This window comes from Aliivibrio logei, from assembly GCF_001691055.1.
Taxonomy (GTDB): Bacteria; Pseudomonadota; Gammaproteobacteria; order Enterobacterales; family Vibrionaceae; genus Aliivibrio; species Aliivibrio salmonicida.
This window is the reverse complement of sequence record NZ_MAJU01000015.1, coordinates 229,380-246,585: the sequence shown is the minus strand read 5'-3', so window position 1 is coordinate 246,585 and position 17,206 is coordinate 229,380. Positions and strand designations below refer to the sequence as shown.

General features: G+C 35.1%; 17 protein-coding genes. 8 read left to right on the top strand and 9 right to left on the bottom strand.

The window, feature by feature from the left end; all coding sequences use genetic code 11:
* Positions 1–103 precede the first annotated feature (103 nt).
* Entirely contained in the window at positions 104–997 is an 894-nt protein-coding gene (locus tag A6E04_RS15260) for a LysR family transcriptional regulator (RefSeq protein ID WP_017023355.1), read from the bottom strand.
* 142 nt (positions 998–1,139) lie between these two features.
* On the opposite strand from A6E04_RS15260, the gene A6E04_RS15255 reads away from it, so the two are divergent.
* Positions 1,140–1,589 (top strand): DoxX family protein, encoded by a 450-nt coding sequence (locus tag A6E04_RS15255; RefSeq protein WP_017023354.1) that lies wholly within the window; start codon positions 1,140–1,142, stop codon positions 1,587–1,589.
* 245 nt (positions 1,590–1,834) lie between these two features.
* Positions 1,835–3,721: a methyl-accepting chemotaxis protein gene (locus A6E04_RS15250; RefSeq protein ID WP_023604237.1), complete on the top strand. Its 1,887-nt coding sequence runs from the start codon at positions 1,835–1,837 to the stop codon at positions 3,719–3,721.
* A 91-nt stretch (positions 3,722–3,812) separates the two neighbouring features.
* Here A6E04_RS15250 and A6E04_RS15245 read toward each other — a convergent pair whose 3' ends face one another.
* Positions 3,813–4,346, bottom strand: a complete 534-nt coding sequence (locus A6E04_RS15245) for a DUF3332 domain-containing protein (protein ID WP_065611756.1) — start codon at positions 4,344–4,346, stop codon at positions 3,813–3,815.
* Between the two features lie 466 nt (positions 4,347–4,812).
* On the opposite strand from A6E04_RS15245, the gene A6E04_RS15240 reads away from it, so the two are divergent.
* Positions 4,813–5,550, top strand: coding sequence for a glycerophosphodiester phosphodiesterase family protein (locus A6E04_RS15240; RefSeq protein ID WP_012551693.1), 738 nt, complete (start codon positions 4,813–4,815; stop codon positions 5,548–5,550).
* A gap of 40 nt (positions 5,551–5,590) precedes the next feature.
* The gene (locus A6E04_RS15235) at positions 5,591–6,874 is read left to right on the top strand and encodes an MFS transporter (RefSeq protein ID WP_012551694.1); all 1,284 of its coding nucleotides are present in this window, start codon (positions 5,591–5,593) and stop codon (positions 6,872–6,874) included.
* Positions 6,875–6,959: 85 nt separating this feature from the next.
* Here A6E04_RS15235 and yidA read toward each other — a convergent pair whose 3' ends face one another.
* Positions 6,960–7,769 (bottom strand): sugar-phosphatase, encoded by an 810-nt coding sequence (yidA, locus tag A6E04_RS15230; protein ID WP_023604239.1) that lies wholly within the window; start codon positions 7,767–7,769, stop codon positions 6,960–6,962.
* Positions 7,770–7,872: 103 nt separating this feature from the next.
* Between yidA and A6E04_RS15225 the strand changes: the two genes are divergently transcribed.
* Both A6E04_RS15225 and A6E04_RS21345 read left to right on the top strand, forming a co-directional pair.
* Entirely contained in the window at positions 7,873–8,526 is a 654-nt protein-coding gene (locus A6E04_RS15225; RefSeq protein WP_065611755.1) for a tRNA (adenine(22)-N(1))-methyltransferase, read from the top strand.
* A gap of 180 nt (positions 8,527–8,706) precedes the next feature.
* On the top strand, positions 8,707–8,853 hold the full coding sequence (locus A6E04_RS21345; protein WP_023604241.1) for a hypothetical protein: 147 nt from the start codon (positions 8,707–8,709) through the stop codon (positions 8,851–8,853).
* Between the two features lie 59 nt (positions 8,854–8,912).
* Here the strand turns inward: A6E04_RS21345 and A6E04_RS15220 are convergent, their stop codons facing one another.
* The 4 genes from A6E04_RS15220 to A6E04_RS15205 form a co-directional block, all read right to left on the bottom strand.
* Complete coding sequence (locus A6E04_RS15220) at positions 8,913–9,548, bottom strand: hypothetical protein (protein ID WP_065611754.1); 636 nt, start codon at positions 9,546–9,548, stop codon at positions 8,913–8,915.
* A 116-nt stretch (positions 9,549–9,664) separates the two neighbouring features.
* Positions 9,665–10,606: a YeiH family protein gene (locus A6E04_RS15215; protein ID WP_065611753.1), complete on the bottom strand. Its 942-nt coding sequence runs from the start codon at positions 10,604–10,606 to the stop codon at positions 9,665–9,667.
* Positions 10,607–10,724: 118 nt separating this feature from the next.
* Positions 10,725–11,690 carry a helix-turn-helix transcriptional regulator gene (locus A6E04_RS15210; RefSeq protein ID WP_017023345.1) on the bottom strand — a complete coding sequence of 322 codons (966 nt, stop codon included), beginning with the start codon at positions 11,688–11,690 and terminating at the stop codon, positions 10,725–10,727.
* Between the two features lie 74 nt (positions 11,691–11,764).
* Complete coding sequence (locus A6E04_RS15205; protein WP_244886284.1) at positions 11,765–12,709, bottom strand: helix-turn-helix domain-containing protein; 945 nt, start codon at positions 12,707–12,709, stop codon at positions 11,765–11,767.
* Between the two features lie 120 nt (positions 12,710–12,829).
* On the opposite strand from A6E04_RS15205, the gene A6E04_RS15200 reads away from it, so the two are divergent.
* Positions 12,830–13,069 carry an MFS transporter gene (locus tag A6E04_RS15200; RefSeq protein WP_139078838.1) on the top strand — a complete coding sequence of 80 codons (240 nt, stop codon included), beginning with the start codon at positions 12,830–12,832 and terminating at the stop codon, positions 13,067–13,069.
* Between the two features lie 299 nt (positions 13,070–13,368).
* Here A6E04_RS15200 and A6E04_RS21615 read toward each other — a convergent pair whose 3' ends face one another.
* Positions 13,369–14,328, bottom strand: coding sequence for an endonuclease/exonuclease/phosphatase family protein (locus A6E04_RS21615; RefSeq protein WP_065611751.1), 960 nt, complete (start codon positions 14,326–14,328; stop codon positions 13,369–13,371).
* 86 nt (positions 14,329–14,414) lie between these two features.
* Complete coding sequence (locus A6E04_RS15190) at positions 14,415–15,581, bottom strand: anaerobic sulfatase maturase (protein ID WP_065611750.1); 1,167 nt, start codon at positions 15,579–15,581, stop codon at positions 14,415–14,417.
* Positions 15,582–15,751: 170 nt separating this feature from the next.
* Here A6E04_RS15190 and A6E04_RS15185 point away from each other — a divergent pair, with 170 nt between their 5' ends.
* Positions 15,752–17,149 (top strand): DUF1254 domain-containing protein, encoded by a 1,398-nt coding sequence (locus tag A6E04_RS15185; RefSeq protein WP_065611749.1) that lies wholly within the window; start codon positions 15,752–15,754, stop codon positions 17,147–17,149.
* Positions 17,150–17,206: the final 57 nt, after the last annotated feature.

Here is a 17,206-nt window from a genome sequence, read left to right as displayed (position 1 = left end):
TTGCTTTCACAGTGTAACTTTAAATTTAACATCTTAAAGGAAATATAAACTTTCCATAATGGAAAGTAAAACATTTATATTTTTTCCATTTTGGAATTTTTAATTAAACAATCCATTTTTTGTGCATTAATTCATTCGTTAACCATTGGCATGCTTTACCGTCATTATCTTTATGCCATGCAATAAATAAAGGGGGATTCACTCTTGGTACAATGCATTTTTTTTCGATTAATATGCCTGTTTTAAGTTGTTCTCTAATTAAGTGCCTAGGTAAAAATCCAACACCGACGCCCATCATTTGAGCTTCAATTTTGCCTTGCATAGTTTTAAACCGGATTTGTTGTTTGCTTTTAAATAGCCCTGTGTCTCTGGTTGGCAGTAGTAAAGAAGAATCAGAAACAATTAAAGAGGGATAAAGTAATAAATCACTGGCTTGGATGGTTCGATTTACTAAAGCTAAAGGGTGATACTGGCTTACAGCAAACAGAAACTCGACTCGACCAATTTCTTTTATTTGATACTCCCCTTTTGGTAAATGGTCTGAGACACCAATGGCAATGTCGGTACGGTTACTATGAAGGGCATCCCAGCCCCCACCGAGTGACTCTTCAGAAATTGTGATGTTTGTCCCATGTTCTAATTTATTGAACTCTATAATTGATTCTAATAAAGGAGATAGAGGGATTATTGTGTCTCTTGAAATGGTAATGTTTCTTTCCCAGCCAGAATCGAGCTGTTTCACTGCGGATTCCAATTTATCTGTCGCAATGAGAATTTCTCTTCCTTGTTCTAATATTAGTCTCCCAGCAGAAGTTAGAACAGCCTTCTGTTTTGAACGATCAAATAAAGTAACACTCAGATCTTCTTCTAATTTTTTGATGGTATATGTTAAGGCCGAGGGAACTTTAAACAGAGACTCTGCCGCTGAAGCGAAGCTGCCTTTTCGGTCTATTGCATCTAATGCTCTTAATGCATCAAGTGTTATCGGGGAGTTCATTGATGTCCTTATTTCTGTAGTTCAAAATAATTGAACAACTTGGTCAAAATTCTCTAATTTCATTAAAGAATAGCATATTTATACTGGTGGAAAGAATAAATGGAGTCTTCTCTATTTTAATTAGTTTATTAAAGGAAATACAATGAAACAAAAAATTAGCCAACTATTATCTTCGACTGCAGGCTTTAGCACGTTGGCATTACGTATTCCTATCGGAATTATTTTCATGGCTCATGGTTCACAAAAACTGTTTTCATGGTTTGGTGGTTATGGCTTAGAAGGGACTGGACAGTTTTTTGAATCAATTGGTTTAGCGCCTGGGGTAGCAATGGCGTTTTTAGCAGGCAGTGCAGAATTTTTTGGTGGGTTATTCATTTTACTGGGTCTGTTAACTCGTCCTGCAGCACTTGTTTTAGCATTTACTATGGTTATTGCGATTGTTAGCGTGCATTTACCAAACGGTCTATTTATGGCTGACGGTGGGTATGAATTTGGTTTAGCACTTTTAGCTGCATGTGTATCATTAATGCTGTCTGGTAGCGGAAAATTATCTCTAGATGAATGGCTAAATAATAACGTTATTAAATCGTAATAGTTGATAATTTAACTACATATAACGAATGACTTATCATTTTGTTATTGGTTTTATTAATGTGAAAATAAAAAGTCATATACAATTTGTGTATGATTTTTTTGTTACCAATAAGTAATTGTTTTGGTTTGTGCTTATATTTAAGTTAATTCTTATTTTTGCTGCTTTTCTTCTATTGACTTTATTGTCATTACAATTAAATAAGGTAGTATTTTATTTACGCATTAATAAAATAGAATGGATATATGAAAACCTTAAAAGGAAAGTTACTGCTTATTTTTATAAGCATGAGTGTTGTGGTTTGTTTTGGATTGTCTGGATTTGGGTATCTCAATTTTAAAGATGAAAGTCTTACTTCTTATAATCGAACAATGACAGAAAAAACAGAGTTAATTTCAACGAATTTAACATCAAAAATAAAAGAATATTTTAATGTAATCAATTCTATTTATGTTGATGTCGATTCTAATGGTACGCTGATTGATATCGATAAAACATCGAATATATTAGAAGGTATTAATAAGAAATTGGCTCTCTTTGACAATATATTTTACGCCGATAAAACAGGTTTAACGGTTTCTTCAGATGGTAAAGGTATTGTCCCTAATTTCAATGGTAAATCTAGAGAGTGGTATCAAAGAATCTTCTCCGGTGAAAACGAAGTAATTACAGAGGTTTATACTGATACTGATAATAACCAAGTATTCTCTTTTGCTATACCTGTAAAACGAAATAATCAAATTGTCGGTGTTCTTGCAGCGTCTCTTCCTGTATCCACTTTTTCTGATTTTATTAGTGAATTAACACTTAACAATCAAGTTTACGTGTATAGAAAAGATGGTTATATTTTATCATCAAAAAAATCTGAATATATTGGTAAAAACATGCACGATGTTAGGCCTCAATATTCGGTATTATCCCCTAGTAATACATCAATGACGTACGATTCTTATACTCAGGATGACACTATTTATGTTGTTTCATCTTTAGAGAAAAGCCAGAATTGGATGATAGCGTCATTTGAATATAATGAGGTTATTCTTAAATCAAGCAATGACACTTTATTTATCTCAATGGTGATTGCTTTAGTCTCTATCGTGTTGTTTTCTGTGATTATCTATAAAGTGATTATGGATTTTATCTACAAACCATTAGGTGGAGAACCAGCCCATATTGAGAATATAATTAAACGTATTTCTCAAGGTGATTTAACCATGGAACTGACATCATCGAGTAAAGATACGGGTATTTATGCCAGTGCTGTTGCGATGATCAAAGAGTTAAAACGTGTTATTGAAGGCAGTCACCAGATATCTGAAAATGTATCAACAGCGTCAACTGAGCTTGCTGCTGTGATGACTCAATCAGAAGTCAATGCTCAACAAGAGACGGCGCAAATAGAGCAAATAGCGACGGCGGTAAGTGAATTATCAAGTACGGCTTCTGAGGTTAGTATTAATGCATCTAATGCTGAAGGGGCGGCGAGTGCTGCTCAAACTAATGTCGCTTTAGGTCATGAGGCATTGTCGAACTCTAGTACTATTGCAACTAAGATTGGTGCTTCGGTTGAGGACTCTGTGATTATAGTTAATCAGCTCAAGGAGTACTCAACAGAAATTGGTGGTGTTATTGATGTGATTAATAGTATTTCTGAGCAAACGAATTTATTAGCGTTGAATGCCGCTATAGAAGCCGCAAGAGCGGGTGAGCAAGGTCGAGGTTTTGCTGTTGTTGCAGATGAGGTTCGTTCTTTAGCTGGGAAGACACAACAATCTACGGTTGATATCCAAGAGATCATTGCTAAGTTGCAAGAGCAATCAGATAAAGCGGATATTTATATGAAGTCGAATTCTCAATTGATCATTGAATCACAAGCGGTTGCTGAAAAAGTGGCGAGTGCATTTACGGGGATTGCTAATTCGGTTACTGAAATTTCAGACATGAATACGCTGGTTGCTGCGGCATCAGAGGAACAATCAAGTGTGACAAATGAGATTGCACAGAATATCAACATTGCTTCTGAGTTAGTGACTCAAAACGTGAGTGGTATTTATCAGAGCGCGAAAGCAAGTGAAGAGTTATCTGAGTTGTCAGTAAGACAAAAAGACATTCTTTCCTTTTTTAAAGTGTAGTATTCATAACGCATTTTATACTAAGAATAAGATTGTTTCTCATACCAAGTCACCCTATATAAAGGGTGACTTTTTATTTAAATGTTTGCTGTTAACTCTGTTGTAGAGATTCTAATTTGGCAATGGTTGTTTGAGTAATAAGTACATCATCCATATAGTAACTAATCTTTTCTCCATCACGCACTCCGCGTAAAATCGCCGTTTCTCCTGTGTCGTAAGTGATGTCCATTTGAATTGTATTGTCATCAATTTTTTGCATTTCGCCGGTAGAGATTGTTCTCTGGTTTACTAATGGATCAATGGGAGCACTACGTAATGATGGGTCTAGCTCATCATTTACTTTAAAATGGGTGTCTGTCTTTGAATCAAATATGTGTGGACTACCAGATATTGGGTTTTTTCCTGTCCAAAATTCTAATGAGTTAAATACAACATAATCAGCTGCGGTAATAATGCCGTAAACCGGCGCAAGAAGCAAGTTAACACCTGCTCTAGCGTAGCGATTATCCACAACTTCAACATTAAACTTCATTACTTTTCCTGTCACTGCATTGCTGCCAATACAACCGGTTAGTGTTGTTGTTAAAATAATGATAGCTGCTGTTTTAATGAATGTCTTTTTCATAATTTAGTTCCAAAAGTAAATAATCAGTGATGTGTTTTCTTGGAGCTATTATGTTTTTCGTTGCAAAACAATACTTACCATTTTGTGCCAATTAAAATTTCATTGATTTATGTTTCCGGGTCGAATTATCGCTCATTATTCGTACGTAAATTGATTTTGAGCCTAATATCTATGTACTTATATAAATTAAGTATCTATATAATTTAAATGCGTTAACGGTGATTTATTTTTTATTGACGGTTATATAAAGTAAGAGCTTAAGATGTATTGGATTGCTTGATTTTTAAGCGGTTTAATTCGGGAGAAATGAGACTAATGACAGTAATATTGTTAACTCATAGGCAAAAAAGAAAATAAGTTCCTATTCGAGCGCTCGAATGCTCATTTTATGTGTTTCTGTCACATTTATGAAATGGGCTAGGCGTTATTATCCTCTTCATCTTCTAACACGTAAAATAGGTTTACAATGAAAACATTAATTGCACATCGCGGCATGTCTTCTCTGGCTCCTGAGAATACTCTATCGGCTTTTTCACTATGTAAAGAGCATGGTGTTCAATGGTTTGAATGCGATGTGGATATTCTGCAAGACGGTACTGTTATTATTTCTCATGATGACACATTAGATCGTTGTACTGATAAAAGTGGTCGATTATACGATATCAGTAGCGCTGATTTATCTTCAATTGATGCCGGAAGTTGGTTTAGTGATGACTATATTGGTGAGCGTTTGCCTACCATTCAAGAATTGATTGCATTAGTGAACGAAAAAGAACTCAATTTAAATATTGAAATTAAATCGTGCTCTGAAAGTGCAAAATTAAGCCATTTATTAATTGATAATTTGATCTCAGCATTAAAAGAATTAAATCCTGAACGTGAGTTAATCATTTCAAGTTTTAACCATCTTGTGTTGTCTGAATTTAAACGTAAAAGTCCTGAAAGTAAGGTTGCCTGTTTATTTGAAAGCCATAATCTATGGGATGACTGGAATTCAATTATTGAATGGTGCCAAGCCGATTATATTCACCCAGAAGAAAAAGGACTGACGCGTGAAATGGTGAATAAATTTAAAGCATCAGGCATTAAAGTGAATGTTTGGACAGTGAATGATTTAGCACGTGCCAATGAATTATTTAATTGGGGTGTTGATGGGATATGTACGGATATTGCTCATAAGTTCCCATCAAAATATAAAGCATAAAAATAATAAATAAAAACAATAACGTGAAAGGATTACAAGTATGAATGTGTTTGAAAAAATTGGATTTACAAGTCGGAATCAACTGTTTGGTTTTTTCTCTGTGGTCATGTCAGGGCAAATTATTTACTCTGCGTTTGAAGCCTTTAAAGGAACATTTTACAATTTATTACTCGATGTGTTGCAGATCGATAATACCCAAATGGGGATATTATTTACGTTGATTGGTTCTGCCATGTTTTTCTATATCCCAGCTGGTTGGGTCAATAACCGTTTTTCTGTAAAATCCATTTTAATGACCAGTTTGGCAATACGATTTATTAGTATGATGACAATCATCTTCTTAGAACCTGGGTTCAGTGTTTTAGTTGTGATCGCTGGTATTTGGGGCTTGGTTGATGCGGCATTCTGGCCTTCTGTTGTGAATGGAGTGACATTAATGTCTGGCGACAAAAATAAGGGCATGGCATTTGGCTTATTAGAATCTGTACGTCGTGCTGCTGAAATGAGCATGAACGCCGTTATTGTTGGTATTATGGCACTTGTTGGCGGTTCTATTCTTGTATTCCAAGGTGCGATTGTCTTCTATACATTATTGATTCTACCGATGATTTTCTGTGTTTGGAAGTTTGTGCCTGATAATCACATGGAAATTAAACAAGGTGAAAGTAAAAATAAAGAGGCGTTAAAAGGCCTACTTCATGTATTAAAAATGCCAACCGTATGGTTAGCTGCCGTGACTTCTCTAACGGTGTATTGGATTTATATTACGCTTATTTACACGGTTCCTTATCTGCAAGCGGTCTTCGGTTTATCAACAGCACAAGCGGCTATCTTCGGTATTATTAATACTGGTGCAATGGGGGTTATTGCTGGTTTAGTTGCGGGTTCTATCGCGGATTTTGTTTTTAAGTCTTCAATTAAAATGATGTTCTTTGCATTGGCATTAACGGCTATTTGTTTAGGTGTGACGATTGCTTTACCTAAAACAGAAGGTATGTTGATGATTAATATGATTCTTTTAATGTGTTTCTCATTTAGTATTTTCCTTGCTAAAGGCATCATCTTAGCGCCAGTTGCTGAAGCGGGTGTACCAAAAGATTACAGTGGCTCTGCAATGAGTGTGGGTTCATTTGCAGCTTATGCGTCTGTATTCTGGGCGTATGCATTAAATGGTTGGATTATTGATACTTACCCTGCGATTCAAGCGTATCAGATGATATTTGGTATTGGTTTAACTGTGGCAATATTAGGTATGATTTGCTCGTTAATTCTTATCTCAATGAAGAAAAAAAATGAAGGTAAGTTGATTGAATCAGAAGCTTAAGTTTTTGTTGGTGTAAATGTGAGATAACAAAAAGCCCCAAAGCAGTAAATGTTTCGGGGCTTTTTTTATTCGACTATTAAAAAAATCATGCGTTTAATACAAATTCTTCAATGACTTTAGCAACGCCATGTTCGTTATTACTTACCGTTATGTGATTTGCAATTTCTTTCACATCGTCAGTCGCATTTGCCATAGCAACACCTAGACCCGCGTATTTTATCATGTGCCAATCATTTCCGGCATCACCCATGCAGATGACTTCATCAGCGGTAATACCAAGATGATCGGCCAATGCTTTAACACCAACGCCTTTGTTGCTGTTAGGGTTTAAAAATTCTAGAAAGAAAGGCGCACTTTGCACAATCGTAAATTGTTTATACAGAGCTTCTGGTAATTGCTTTATTGCGGCAGACAGTAGTTCTGCATCATCAATCATCATGGCTTTTAGAATTTGTTCATCATCAGCGAGTGCTTCGAAATTAATTACAGTGATTGGCATGCCAGTGATTGTTGATTCGTGCTCTGTGTAATAACTTGATTCTGGAGTGATAAGTCCCTTTTCTTGAGAGAATGCATGAATGTGAACGCCTAATTCTTTGGCTAATTTAGCCAATACTTTAGCGTCTTTGCCTGTGATGATTTGGCTACGAATGATTTCTTCGCTTTTTACTCTTTGAACAAGAGAGGCGTTATAGCTAAGAACGTAATCTTCGTCACTCGTCATGCCCAATTCTTTAAGTTGAGATTTCATGCCATTCAGAGGGCGGCCTGATGCAAGCACAACGACAACACCTTGTTCTCGAGCGGCAGCGATGGCTGCTTTGTTTTCAGGTGAGATTTGTTTGTCTGAATTTAACAGTGTGCCATCCATATCAAGAGCAATTAATTTGTACATTCTTTTTCACCATAGTGGTTTAAATTACCTGAAGGTAGCTTACCTGATTTTTGTGAAAAAAATACTATATACTGTGGCTGATTTTTACTACCGATTAAGACCTATGAAACTAAGTACTCGTTTAGATACCATCAAGAATAAAGTGACCGTTCACTATGATCATATTTGGGATTGTTGTTGTGACCATGGTCAGCTTGGTGTTGCACTATTATCATCTCTGCCACACAGTGTGATTCATTTTGTTGATGTTGTAGATGAATTGATGATTAACCTAGAGGCGCAGCTTGATAAGCATGCCGCTGAGATTCAATCTAGATGGCAGGTGTATTGCATGGATGTAAGCCAACTATCAATCATCAATGATCAAAAAAATCTTATCATTATTGCTGGGGTAGGAGGCGAGTTACTGATTGAACTTGTTCGTTCTATTCGACAACGTAATAAAAATGCAGAGTTGGAATTTATTCTTTGTCCGGTATTGCACAATTATCGAGTGAGAGAAGAGCTTATAACAATGGGTTTTGGATTAAATTCAGAAACCTTAGTAAAAGAGAATAAGCGTTTTTATGAAGTAATGCATGTATCTAATCGTGCACTAAAACCGTTGTCTAAAACGGGGTCTGAAATGTGGAATTCAACCGATGTAGATCATCGAGAATATTTAGATAAAACAATCGCACATTACCAACGAATGGAAGTAAGCGTAGATAAAAAAAACAAAATTAGTGAACTGTACAAGTTGTTGTTAACTTCATAAATTGAGCACTATTAAGAAACACGACAAATAGATAGGTAAAGCGAAAGGTTATCAAAGAGATAAGCCTATATCGTAGGATTATGGTTTAGGCATATTTTCAATTAAATCAATTTATTATGCCAGTGCTTTTTAGCATCTAATATTTTAGAATTTTAGAGTTAAGAAAATTAAGGAACCATAATGGAAAATTTTGATTTAAAACAAAAGTTACTTCTTAAAACAATGCAAAAGGATTTTGATTTAGCTTTTGAAACGAAAGCGCTTAAAAATGATGAGCTAATTAAAATGCTTAAATATTTTGTTATGAAATTTGAGTCTATTCGTTAGCAATGTGAAATTACACTAGTTAATTTCACATTGCTTAATTAGTGTAATTTAGTATGTAATTAATGTTTTTTAAGTTTATGTACTTCAATCCCAAACCCAAGCGCGCTATAAGCAAGTAATGAATAGCCTAACAACTCGACACCTTCTTCCGCTAAATTTTTCACAGTACGAATATACTTACCTTCAAGCAGCACTTCCCATAGGTACTTCATTCCTACTAATCTAGAAAAAACTAGGATAATGACCAATGCACAACTAAGCGTGTAGAAGTAACGGTTATCAAAAAAACGTGAAGAAGTCGTTAATAATTTTTTTTTGTCTTTTAAAGCAAAATAGAAAGATATTGCAACTGTAAATAAGGCCGGTATAAGCCAAAATCCATGGTAAACCTCATCGAATAGTCCATCACATTCTCTAATTAGTATACAAGTAAAAAAGCCAATGATAAGAATAGCAAAGGAACGTACTTCGCTATTGGTCGTAGCAATGTAACTAAAAGACAATATAACGATAAGCAGCAGAAGTTGTTGGTAATATTCAGTAAGTGAATGTTCACTTAACCCGTTATGTAAGGTAACAATGTCAGTGCGAACAACTAGATAAGCGACTGTTGCAAAAATGCATTGAATAAAAAGCTGAAGTATTCCTTTTTGAATTGCTTTTATTTCTTCTGATTTTGAATAGGAGAAAAACATCACCGTCTCTTTATTTTTATTGACTAAGTTATCATTATAAGAGAGCGGTGATGTGTAGTCTGCGTCTATTTATAGAAAATATGATTCCATAACAGCAGTTTGAAATACTGTAATTTCTATGGGATGTTATTCATTATCCAAAATAATGAAGTGGTTGAGATGATCACCCATAACGTCACTCCAAAGATCAGTGGCTTTGCACCTGCAGATTTGATCTTCTCAATTGAAATACTGCACCCAATAAAAAACAGACAAAGTGCTAATAGTTTTTTTGATAGGTTAAAAATATCATCATAAACGACATGAAATTGAGGTAAGTTATCATTGATTAAGATGGCTAAACAATAAAATAAAATAAAATAAGGAATCGTTATTTTTTTACTCGTACTTTTGAATAATAGGGCACTGATTAAGGCCACAGGGACAATCCACAGTGCTCGGGCAAGTTTTAGGGTTGTTGCTGTTTTTAAAGCCTCTTCACCATAAGCGGAAGCGGCACCAACAACTGATGAAGTATCGTGAATAGCAATTGCAGCCCATGTACCAAAAGCATGTTGACTGAGTTCTAATGCATGCCCAATAACGGGGAAAATAAAAAGAGCAATAGAGTTAAGTACAAATACCGTCGCTAAAGCTAAACCTGTCGACTCTTCATCGGCATTAATTGCAGGAGCAACAGCTGCTATGGCACTGCCACCACAAATAGCTGTTCCTGATGCAATTAAATGCCCAGTAACTTTATCTAGTTTCATTTTTTTAGCGAGGAACCAACCAAAAATAAGCGTACCTACAATCGTAGATAGAATGATACCAATCCCATTCGACGTTGCTTCTATCGCTTCATTTAGTTGAATGCCAAACCCTAAACCTACAATAGAATAAGCTAAGAGTTTTTTTGTGATTTTACCTAAAGATAAATTGGTAGGGACAAAGCCAAAGCTGGCTAAAGCAAATCCCATGACAAGAGCCGTTGGGGAGTTTACCCATGGTGTTAGTGCTAAAAGAGCAGCAATATAAAAAGGGAAGTATCGTAATAAATGTTGTTTAGTAAAAGTCATGTTTATAATTCATAGGCACAGGAAAACTAACGATATCATGTTTTTATTGTTTAGTAAGTTTAATTATTATTGATGTTACGTTAAGGAAATATTTACGCTATGGTGTGACTGATTAAGATTATTTCTCAGAAAAATAAGCCTTGTTATGCTGTTCTTGCATAAATCGTAGCACTTCTTTATTGGCTAGAAGTAAAGACGTATTAATCGATAATATACACTCTCTATAAGAGATGTTTCCCACATTGAATTCGCCAGTATCAGATTTCACTCCGTAACACTCTATTTGAAACCCTAAGTAAATTAAATGAGTAAACATATCTTTTCCATAGGTTTTCACATAGTACATTGTGATGTTGCTTTTTCTTGCTAGATTCACGAGTATATTGTAATTAAGATAATTAAACGTATCTTTATCAATAGAAAAGCTAGAGTAATTATATAAAGCCATATCCTCTTTTGTTTTTGTATAACTTGTTGTGTTAGTTAAGGATATGTTTGTTTTTTTTAATCGTAATTCATTTTTAATATCATCGACAAGATAGTAAAAATTCAGATTATGCCCTGATTTCTTATTGTTATGTAAGTTACTGTATCGGTAAATGTCACACTTGTTTCTACTGTGTAAAAGTGGAATATCTATGCCTTCTATGTTTTCTTTCTCGTCTTGAAAGTCCAAGCTATGATAATATTGCTCAATAGCAGACGTAAACCTTTCATATCCATTATCAATGTCTAGTGGTTTTTGTATTAGTTCAATATCTATTTTTTCCTTATTTGAATCATAACTTACGGTTTTAATTTTACTGCTGTATGAATTAAATTGGCTTAGAAGTAAGTCTTCATATTTTTTTTCTTTTGAATCGACACTCAGATTAAGTAATAAATCAAAAATATCAAGCTCAAAAAAGCGAGCAACTTGAATGGCTTTATAGATAGGTGGGCGCGTGGTTCCTCTTTCCCAGCGACTGATCGTAACACTGTCGAGTTTTTGGAAGCCTTCTGAGTATAAGTTAAGTTGTGCTGCGAGATTACTTTGAGTCAAGTTTCTTTCTATTCTTTTCTGCTTTAAATACAGGGAAAACATAAATACCTCAATTATATATAGATATTCATTCTATGTTTAAAAATAAATACCACATAGGCATTCTTTTTTTAAGTTTAACCTGAGATGCCTTGTACTTTTTCCTCTTTTAATATAGTTATCAATTCTACGTTTGATAATAGTTTTTCAACTTTTACCGATAAAATCACATCACGATATTTTTTTCTTCCTACCGATATTTCTCCTTTAGGATGTTCATTTTGATAAGAGGATAGTTCGAAGCCAAGACTGATTAGAAAATCATACATTATCTTTAATCCTAATCGTATGGAGTAATATTGGATGCTACTATTTTTACACAATAAACTAACATCATTTATTATTTGAAATTTAAATAATTCTTCTGAAGATGAATATCTAGAACAATTATAAAGGGTAATGTCTTTCCCTTCTTTATATGCAATGCTTTTTGTATAATCTATTTTACATTTGTTATTTTTTATTTGTGATGAAAATTCATCAGTATTAAAGTAAAAGCTAATCGAGTGACCTAATATATGGTCGTCATCGTTATTATGAAACGTTAATCCAATTAGTTTGTTTCTTGTTTGGTATAGGTATAAATCGATATTAAATAATGAATCTTTTTCAATATCTAAATTATTATATAAACTTGATAATAGATTTATTATCATTCTTTGATCTTTTGGTATTGTTTTTATTTTGAACTCTACATGATTGATATTATTATAATAATATTGTTGGATATTATGTAACTTTAGGAGCCTATCATTAAATCGTTTGTCCATTATTGTATCTAAGGCTGACATATCAGAGGCATAATCATTATTCAATAAGAAGTATTTAAGGTCGTAATCAAACAATCTTAAAATGCGGATGCACTTCTTCAGTGATGGTTTTGTAATCCCTCGTTCCCAGCGACTGACTGTAACGGCGTCTAATGCGTGGAATTCAGCATCTATCAAATTTAAATGTGTTGAGAACTCTAACTGGGTTAAGTTTTGTTTTTTACGTATTTCTTTAATGCATTCAGAAAACATATTTATCACCATAAATTTATATTTTATCTTTAAATATCGTATCTTTAGCATTTTTATACAAGTTTATTTTGATGATACTTACATTTTGGCAATATTATTATTCTTTATCAAGATTTTCATGTGAGTGCGATGACGGTAGGGGCCATTTTAGCGGGTTCAGTAATCGTTGGGTCGTTTTCTGGTTTATATTCAGGTTGGCTCTCAAATAAGTTTGGTCGTAAATGTTTTTTGGTTGATGGTCTGCTTTATTTTAAGTGTGGGTTAGGTTTTGCCTTTGCTCCTTTAGTTGGAGGGTTCTTGATTCAATGGGGTGGGTCTCCCCTTTATTTACTGTCTATTTTGTACTTTCTCTTGTTATGAACGGACTGTATAAGTGGGCTGAGAGGGACAGTTAGTAGGCGACTATTTTTAAATGGATATTGAAATGACAACGTAATGCTACGATGAAAAATTTACTATGAGACGATGAATATTGGTTGAATAGTGGATTTGAAAATGGTTTTTGAGTACAAGTGTCAAGCATGTAATAAACGGACTGCTGTATTTCGAATAAGAAGAACGAAAATGGAAAAGTTATTTAAAATAAATTGTAAAAAATGTTTATGTGGATCATGTGGTACTTTCTTTTTTATAACGTTAAATGGTTATGTTTACGTTGACTAAAAGCTTTCTTTTTTTGTAGATAAATAGGTTAGTACAGCAAGGTGGTCTGAACCAGAAAACTGAGGAAGCACTTCTCGTTTACAAATAGAGAGTGAATTTGTGTCTATATTTCTTAACCAGAGATGATCAATCGCAATTCTAAAGGTTTTCGGTATCGATATTCCTGTTATCTCCATCGGCCAGCTTGCCACCGGTGCAGTATCATACTCCTCAAAGGTATGCACAAAACGTTTGGTGTTTGAAGATAAATTAAAGTCTCCAATAATGAGTGTATCTGAATAAGGGGAATAATCAGCCAATCGTTCTAAACTTTCAATTAATGCATTTCTTTCATACCAAAGTTGCTTTGTTCGTGGTGATGGAGGGTGAGCGGTATATAAGCTTATTGGACGTTTTTCACTGCTTTGCCATACTCCACTTATCATAAAATGTCCTGCTGGGGTATTTTGTGCCCTTAGGTTAATAGGCTGCTTACTTATGATCATTTGTCCGCTTGGATAGCCTAAGCCTGGGGTTCCGCCAAATTGATAAGGGTAGTTGTCTGTGATCTCCATAAAGCGATCCCCATGCCAAGGTGATGTTTCTTGTAATATGACTAAATCAATGTCGTTTTCCGTGAGGTAAGTTAAAAAAGGACTAAGATCAGGATTAGTATAAAAAAGATTATATTGGACGATCTTTAAAGGGTCAGAGCAGGGAATGTTTGAATACAGTTGTGCTGGGTTTTGATAGGAGCACAGAAAGGCTAAAAGCAAAGAACAAAATGAATATAAATAATATCGAAAAATGAGGAAAAGAATAAAACCAGAGTAGTAAACGGTTGCAATAGCGCTTGGGATCCCCGTTATATTTTCAATCCACCAAATGTTGGATACGTGATAAGAAATGCGCCATAGACAAATGGGCAGCAGTAGTAACAAACAGATTGTGAACTTTATTTTTAGATCTTTTGCCATTCAACACCCACCGATAAGTAATCTTGTATTTACTAGTATGGGTGAAGAATAAGGCTGATGGGAGTTTTTTGATAAATAATAAGCCGTTAAAACATTGGATAATGAAGAGGAGAATACCCTTGCTTCATGGCGTCTACCATTTTAAGCATGACAGGCAATGCATGCTTAAAGAAAACCTCATAGCCCTCACATAAAACGTTATGATCTTCACCGTTGTTGGTTTTACTGACTCGATTTTTTGGGCAGCCGCCGTTACATAATGGCTTAAAATCACAACGTAGACATTTTTGGCTCAAAGAATCGTGTTTATTTTGCCCAAATTTTATTTGCTGTGGTGAGTTAACCATTTTGGATAGTGACGCATTATCATGGTGAATATTGCCAATTTTGTATTCGTCGTATCCGTAGTGATCACAACTGAACACTTCCCCATTAGATTCCATCATCAATTGCTGGCCACAAGTATCGGCGTGGTGACACATCTGGCTTTGTTGCCCCATTAAAATCATTAAGCAGTTTTCAAAGAATTGAACATAGGTTTTACCTATGTCGTTGGCTGCCCATTCATCAAAGACATCACACAGAAACTGTCCCCATTGTTTACCTGATAAGGTCCAATCGTAATCAAATCGGCGATCCATCTCATGATCAATACAAGGTTGGAATTGAAGGTAGGTGCTGCCATTATCTTTCAAAAATCGATAAATGGTTTTTCCATATTGATAACTTTTGTTGTTAATCACGGTGAGAGTATTGAACTCTACATTATGATCTTTTAAATGGCGCATACCACGTAAGGTTCGCTCAAACGAAGAGTTACCTGATTTATCGATTCGAGCAATATCATTAATAAGTTGAGGGCCATCAATACTGATCCCAACCATGAAATGATTATCTGCAAAAAAGGCGGCCCAACGATCATTAATTAAGGTGCCATTGGTTTGAATTGTATTTTGAATTGGCGTATTTGATGGTTGTTGCTGTTGTAATCGAAGCGCTGATTGATAAAAATCCAAACCTCTCATCATTGGTTCACCACCGTGCCAAATAAAATCAATCACGGGAGTTTCTTTGGGTTGAGATGCCATGTGATTTACGATCATGCTCTCTAAAGTTTCGTGATTCATGCCTGGTTTTTTTTTATCTTCATTTTTGAGGTAATAGCAATAGTGGCAATCTAAATTGCATTTTGCACTTTCAGATTTGATGAACAAACTGTAAGGCGTTGTGGCGGAGATAGTCGATGTAGACATCAAGTGTATTACCTCGTTATTTAGGTATGATAAGTGGGCATTATTAATTTAATGAATTATATAATGACAGTCGAATTGCATTTATTAATAGCGATTATTCATTCTTACAATTGTCCTTATTTATTAAGAGTCTGTAGTCTAAATTGGTCTTTATTATTTGAGGTCCAACGATGAAAAAAGCGATCATAGCAACGGTAATAGCAAGCACTTTGTTGAGCACTACAATCGTGTTTGCCGATGAGTTAACGCCAATTAACCCTCAAGAGGAGTTGGCGTATAATTTAGGGTTGCAAGCCTTTATTTATGGTGCAGGGCCATTGACAGTTGCTCAAGTAAGAGCGGCTTCTACGAATGTAAAAACACCAATGGATAATGGGGCAGCGCCTTTAAATATGATGGGAAAAACCCTCAGACTTGCAGGGCCTGAAGACAGAGTCGTTCCCACCGTTAATAACGATACGCTTTATTCACAATCTCATATTAATCTTAATGACACAGGCCCATTGGTGATTGAAATTCCACCGACAAATAACCGTTATTTTATTGTTCAATTGCTTGATGATTATTCTGAAGCGGTTGGCAATCTAATTGAAGATAATGCGGGTAAGAAAGGAGGTAAATACCTTCTTGTAAATAAAGGGTGGAAAGGCATAGAGGGCGGGATTCCTGCTGATATTGATGGCATTCTTGAATCAAGAACGCCATTGGTTTGGTACATTCAACGGACGGGTGTTTCTGGTAGTAAAGATTTAAATACGGCATTAAAAGTGCACGATGGTTTTATTAATTACCCACTCTCTGAACTTGGACAAACACATCAACCGGTTAAATTAACTCACGCAAAAACAGGTATATCTCCGGTTCCTCGTCCTCAAGGATTAGCATGGTTCAGGTTAATCGATCATGAATTACGTACAAACCCAATTGCTGCAGATGCTGCAATCGTCGATCAGTTTAAATATATTGGTATCGGAGGGGATAAACCGTTTAATCCGGATAACTTAACGGCTGAACAGAAAAAAGGTCTACTTCGAGCATTAAATGCTGCGCCTCAAATTATTCAATATGCGAGTCGTGATTTAGGGACTAAAAATAACGGTTGGGCAATGATGTTTGAAGGAGGTAAATATGGGAATGATTACCTAAGTCGAGCGAGCATCAATTTTCGAGCCGCAGGATTAAACACCAAAGAGCGTGCGTTGTATCCGAATCGTTATACCGACTCAAAAGATCACCCGTTATCGGGACAAAATAACTACCGTATGACAATGCCTGCAGATGCACCTGCAAAAGCGTTTTGGTCATTAACGATGTATGACGCGAAAAATCTTTTTATGATACCAAATAGCATCGATCGCTACTCAGTATCAACGAATCGTAAAGATGAACTGACATACAACAAAGATGGTTCATTAACCGTGTGTATTCAAAACAATAAGCCGACAGACGCAAGTTGTAATTGGTTACCGGCACCAAAGGATGACTTCTATTTACACATGCGTTTATATGAACCAACACAAGCGGTATTAAATAATACATACGCGCTCCCTCAAGTAATAAAACAGTAAGTTATTTGTCTTTTAAAAGAGCGCACTGATTGAGTTCAGTGTGCTTTTTTATTTGTT

What these genes read in the sequence shown, in the direction of transcription:
- A6E04_RS15260 (WP_017023355.1), bottom strand. Translation starts at nt 997, where the DNA reads ATGAACTCCCCGATAACACTTGATGCATTAAGAGCATTAGATGCAATA.
- A6E04_RS15255 (WP_017023354.1), top strand. Translation starts at nt 1,140, where the DNA reads ATGAAACAAAAAATTAGCCAACTATTATCTTCGACTGCAGGCTTTAGC.
- A6E04_RS15250 (WP_023604237.1), top strand. Translation starts at nt 1,835, where the DNA reads ATGAAAACCTTAAAAGGAAAGTTACTGCTTATTTTTATAAGCATGAGT.
- A6E04_RS15245 (WP_065611756.1), bottom strand. Translation starts at nt 4,346, where the DNA reads ATGAAAAAGACATTCATTAAAACAGCAGCTATCATTATTTTAACAACA.
- A6E04_RS15240 (WP_012551693.1), top strand. Translation starts at nt 4,813, where the DNA reads ATGAAAACATTAATTGCACATCGCGGCATGTCTTCTCTGGCTCCTGAG.
- A6E04_RS15235 (WP_012551694.1), top strand. Translation starts at nt 5,591, where the DNA reads ATGAATGTGTTTGAAAAAATTGGATTTACAAGTCGGAATCAACTGTTT.
- yidA (WP_023604239.1), bottom strand. Translation starts at nt 7,769, where the DNA reads ATGTACAAATTAATTGCTCTTGATATGGATGGCACACTGTTAAATTCA.
- A6E04_RS15225 (WP_065611755.1), top strand. Translation starts at nt 7,873, where the DNA reads ATGAAACTAAGTACTCGTTTAGATACCATCAAGAATAAAGTGACCGTT.
- A6E04_RS21345 (WP_023604241.1), top strand. Translation starts at nt 8,707, where the DNA reads ATGGAAAATTTTGATTTAAAACAAAAGTTACTTCTTAAAACAATGCAA.
- A6E04_RS15220 (WP_065611754.1), bottom strand. Translation starts at nt 9,548, where the DNA reads ATGTTTTTCTCCTATTCAAAATCAGAAGAAATAAAAGCAATTCAAAAA.
- A6E04_RS15215 (WP_065611753.1), bottom strand. Translation starts at nt 10,606, where the DNA reads ATGACTTTTACTAAACAACATTTATTACGATACTTCCCTTTTTATATT.
- A6E04_RS15210 (WP_017023345.1), bottom strand. Translation starts at nt 11,690, where the DNA reads ATGTTTTCCCTGTATTTAAAGCAGAAAAGAATAGAAAGAAACTTGACT.
- A6E04_RS15205 (WP_244886284.1), bottom strand. Translation starts at nt 12,709, where the DNA reads ATGTTTTCTGAATGCATTAAAGAAATACGTAAAAAACAAAACTTAACC.
- A6E04_RS21615 (WP_065611751.1), bottom strand. Translation starts at nt 14,328, where the DNA reads ATGGCAAAAGATCTAAAAATAAAGTTCACAATCTGTTTGTTACTACTG.
- A6E04_RS15190 (WP_065611750.1), bottom strand. Translation starts at nt 15,581, where the DNA reads ATGTCTACATCGACTATCTCCGCCACAACGCCTTACAGTTTGTTCATC.
- A6E04_RS15185 (WP_065611749.1), top strand. Translation starts at nt 15,752, where the DNA reads ATGAAAAAAGCGATCATAGCAACGGTAATAGCAAGCACTTTGTTGAGC.